General features: G+C 62.5%; 3 protein-coding genes and 2 pseudogenes. All 5 read left to right on the top strand.

The features are described 5' to 3' along the window. Nucleotides 1-251 (top strand): annotated as a pseudogene (locus I5W_RS01215) (DUF3579 domain-containing protein); the annotation flags it as partial. 231 nt (nucleotides 252-482) lie between these two features. Beyond that, complete coding sequence (fumC, locus tag I5W_RS01210) at nucleotides 483-1,871, top strand: class II fumarate hydratase (protein WP_044527876.1); 1,389 nt, start codon at nucleotides 483-485, stop codon at nucleotides 1,869-1,871. Nucleotides 1,872-2,189: 318 nt separating this feature from the next. Further along, a complete protein-coding gene (locus tag I5W_RS01205; protein ID WP_017454128.1) occupies nucleotides 2,190-2,516 on the top strand; it encodes a hypothetical protein in 327 nt (108 codons plus the stop codon). 64 nt (nucleotides 2,517-2,580) lie between these two features. Next, on the top strand, nucleotides 2,581-3,144 hold the full coding sequence (locus I5W_RS01200; RefSeq protein ID WP_017454129.1) for a glycine zipper family protein: 564 nt from the start codon (nucleotides 2,581-2,583) through the stop codon (nucleotides 3,142-3,144). A gap of 266 nt (nucleotides 3,145-3,410) precedes the next feature. Then, nucleotides 3,411-3,726: pseudogene (locus I5W_RS01195) on the top strand (tryptophan--tRNA ligase); the annotation flags it as partial.

The following is a 3,726-nucleotide window of genomic DNA, read 5'->3' as shown; positions in this document are numbered from 1 at the left end:
GAGCGCCTGTGCGGCGTGATGTCGTGTTTCCGTCCCGAAGGCAGCGGCGGACGCAATGCACCCTGAAATATTCCCCTTACGTGTTGCCCACCCACATCGATGGCGTGCGCTCGGTGGTGGTCAACGAAGCCCTGCGCGAGCTGGAGCCGCTGGCCTATCACTTCGTGGTCAACTTCGCCAAGGATAACAATCTGCAGGTGGTCGAGGCCTGTGTACTGCCCGATCCGCCCAAGGATAACCAGGGCAGTTGAACCCTTGCGAGCCGGTCGTGGCGGCGCAAGCGCCGTCCCATGCCGCGTGCAGTTGCCGTAGCCATACCCCCGCCAGCTTTACACCGCCGCATCATCAGCAGGCGGCCCCGCCAGCAGTTACACTAGATGTTTCCTTTTCAGTCTCGCCGGTGACTCAGCCGTACGCATCGGCCAGAGTCTCACGGGATCCTCGGGCCGCTTGCGGCCGTCTTATCACGGAGAACCAGCATCATGAACCACCGCATGGAGCGCGATACCTTTGGTCTGATCGAAGTCCCTGCCGAGCGCCTATGGGGCGCGCAGACCGAGCGTTCGCTGCACCACTTCCATATTTCCACCGAGCGGATGCCGGCCGAGCTGATCGTGGCCCTAGCCGCCGTCAAGCGCGCCTGTGCCGCCGTCAACCGCGATCTGGGCAAGCTGGACGGCAAGAAAGCCGAAGCCATCATGGCCGCCGCCGATGAGGTCATCGCTGGCAAGCATCCGCTGGAGTTTCCGCTCTCGGTCTGGCAGACCGGTTCCGGCACCCAGAGCAACATGAACATGAACGAGGTACTGGCCAATCGCGCCTCGGAGCTCTTGGGTGGCGTGCGCGGCGAGGATCGCCTGATCCACCCCAATGACGATGTCAACCGCGGCCAGTCCTCCAACGACATCTTCCCCACGGCCATGCACGTGGCCGCCTGCATGGCCGTGGCCACGCACCTGATCCCGTCGCTGCACCAGCTACGCGGCACGCTGGCGGACAAATCCACCCAGTTCGCCGACATCGTCAAGATCGGCCGCACCCACCTGCAGGACGCCACGCCCCTGACCCTGGGCCAGGAATTCTCCGGCTACGTGGCGCAGCTCGACCATGCCGAGTCGGCCATCATCGCCACCTTGAACGCCATCTCCGAACTGGCCGCAGGCGGCACGGCAGTGGGCACCGGCTTGAACGCCCACCCGGAATTCGGCGAACGCGTCGCCGCCGAGCTGGCCAAGTATTTCGGTTTCCCCTTCAAGACCGCCCCCAACAAGTTTGCCGCGCTGGCCGGCCACGATGCCCTGGTGTCGGCCCACGGTGGCTTGAAGACCCTGGCGGCGGCCATGATGAAGATCGCCAATGACGTGCGCTGGCTGGCTTCCGGCCCGCGTTCGGGACTGGGCGAGATCACCATCCCCGAGAACGAGCCGGGCAGCTCCATCATGCCGGGCAAGGTCAATCCTACCCAGTGCGAAGCCATGACCATGCTGTGCGCCCAGGTGTTCGGCAACGATGTCGCGCTCAACATCGGCGGTGCCAGCGGCAATTTCGAGCTCAACGTCTTCAAGCCGGTGATCATCCACAACTTCCTGCAGAGCGTGCGCCTGCTGGCCGATGGCATGGCCAGCTTCGAGGAGCACTGCGCACGCGGCATCGAAGCCAACCACAGCCGCATCGGCGAGCTGATGGAAAAGTCGTTGATGCTGGTCACCGCCCTGGCCCCGCACATCGGCTATGACAAGGCCGCCAAGATCGCCAAGCAAGCTCACCACGATGGCACGACCTTGAAGCAGGCCGCGCTGGCGCTGGGTTATGTGACCGAAGCGCAGTTTGCCGAGTGGATCAAGCCGGAGCAGATGACGCGCCCGGGGTGATGCATTGGTGTGATGTGCTGCAGTACTGCAAAGCGGCCTCTCGTGAGGCCGCTTTGCATTTGCCTGGTCTTGCTATCCCTTGCTATTCCCTTGATTGCAAAGCCTTTTCAACCCCATGTATATCAATATTGACGGGGGTTACGAATTGAAACATCCCAAGATTTCATATCGTCCCCGGCGTATATTGTTTCCACTGCATCAGATACGTCGGGTAGCCGCGCCCGGCAAGGAGAGCCGGGTAGTGAAGCAACGGGGAAAGCGGCGCCGAGATGGTCTGGCAATGTGACGATATTCAGAGACACTCCCAAAGGCAACAACATGAAAAAACTAGCGGCAATTGGCCTCTCTGGCGTGCTGGCGATGGCGGGCCTGTTCGCCAGCGCTTCAGCGTATGCGCATGGGCACTTCTATGGCGGCGTGGTCATCGGTGGTCCGGTGTGGGTGCCACCTCCGGTCTACTATCCGCCACCGGTCTACGTGGAACGGGTACCGGCGCCGGTGTATGTGGAACCGGCGCGCCAGGACTATTGGTACTACTGCCCGGAGTCCAAGGGCTATTACCCTTATGTCCAGAACTGCCCCAGCCCCTGGATGAAGGTAGTCCCCAATACCCCGGCCGGGCCGGGCGGGCCGCCGCCGCAATGAGGCGCTTAATGCCCCTCTGAACCTGATCCAGATCCTGATCCATCCTTCCAGCAAAGGAAACAACGTGAAACCCCTCTACAAGACTGCCGCAACCGTCACCGCCGTGGGCGCCATGCTGGCGCTGGGTGGATGCGTGAGCGTGCCGACCGGTCCCTCGGTGATGGCCATGCCGGGCAAGGGCAAGAGCTACGAGCAATTCCGCGCCGACCAGCAGCAATGCCAGCAATACGCCCAGGACGCCATCGGCGGCCAGGCGGCGCAGACCCAGAACAATACGGTCAACAGCGCCGCCGTCGGTACCGCCGTGGGTGCAGTGGCCGGTGCCCTCATCGGTGCGGCCTCGGGCAATGCCGGTGCCGGAGCGGCCATCGGCGCCGGGGGCGGGCTGCTGGTGGGCAGCGCCGCTGGCAGCAATGCTGCTTCCGGCGGCAATTTTTCGATGCAGCAGCGCTATGACATGACCTATACCCAATGTATGGTCAGCAAGGGCAACCAGGTCCAGCAGCCGGTGGTAGAAACCACCACCGTCTACACCTACCACCCGCGCTATTACTACGCACCACCGCCGCCTCCGGGCTATTACGGCCCGCCGCCGGTGTATTACGGTCCGCCACCGGGCGCCTATTGAGTCGGGAGCGTTCGCACAACAACCGTCTCTGTGGAGGCGGTTTTTTCTTATGCAACGCAACATGACGGGCTGCCGGTGCTATACTCGCCACCATGCTTTTCCGAAAAAATCAACTTGCGAAAACCCAGCATTGGTGGCGCGCCTGAACGAGGCGGCCCGTTTTCACACAGCTTGACCATGTGACCATGATGCCGCCGGTTCCGGCGGCATTGTTTCTTCAGCGTCGGGACCGGCAGCATTCCAGAGATTAACGATCAGGAATGACCATGTCTTCGAACGCCACACCTTCCAGCACCTTACCCGTCGTCCTCACCGGCGACCGTCCTACCGGCCCGCTGCATCTGGGCCATTACATCGGCTCGCTCAAGTCGCGCGTGGCGCTGCAGGAAACCTCGCGCCAGTTCCTGCTGCTGGCTGATACCCAGGCCATGACCGACAACGTCGGTCGCCACCAGAAGGTCACCGACAACGTGCTGGAAGTGGCGCTGGACTACCTGGCCGTGGGCATCGACCCCGAAAAGTCCACCATCTTCATCCCAGTCCAGGTGCGCGAGCTGTATGAACTGTCGATGGTCTTGCTTA

Source organism: Herbaspirillum sp. B65 (assembly GCF_000333555.1).
In the GTDB taxonomy this organism is placed as follows: Bacteria; Pseudomonadota; Gammaproteobacteria; order Burkholderiales; family Burkholderiaceae_D; genus Herbaspirillum; species Herbaspirillum rubrisubalbicans.
The sequence above is the reverse complement of the archived record's forward strand: the minus strand, read 5'-3'. Positions and strand labels throughout refer to the sequence as shown.

Bases quoted from the DNA above. Each gene is read 5' to 3' on its own strand.
- fumC (WP_044527876.1), top strand. From the start codon at position 483: ATGAACCACCGCATGGAGCGCGATACCTTTGGTCTGATCGAAGTCCCT.
- I5W_RS01205 (WP_017454128.1), top strand. From the start codon at position 2,190: ATGAAAAAACTAGCGGCAATTGGCCTCTCTGGCGTGCTGGCGATGGCG.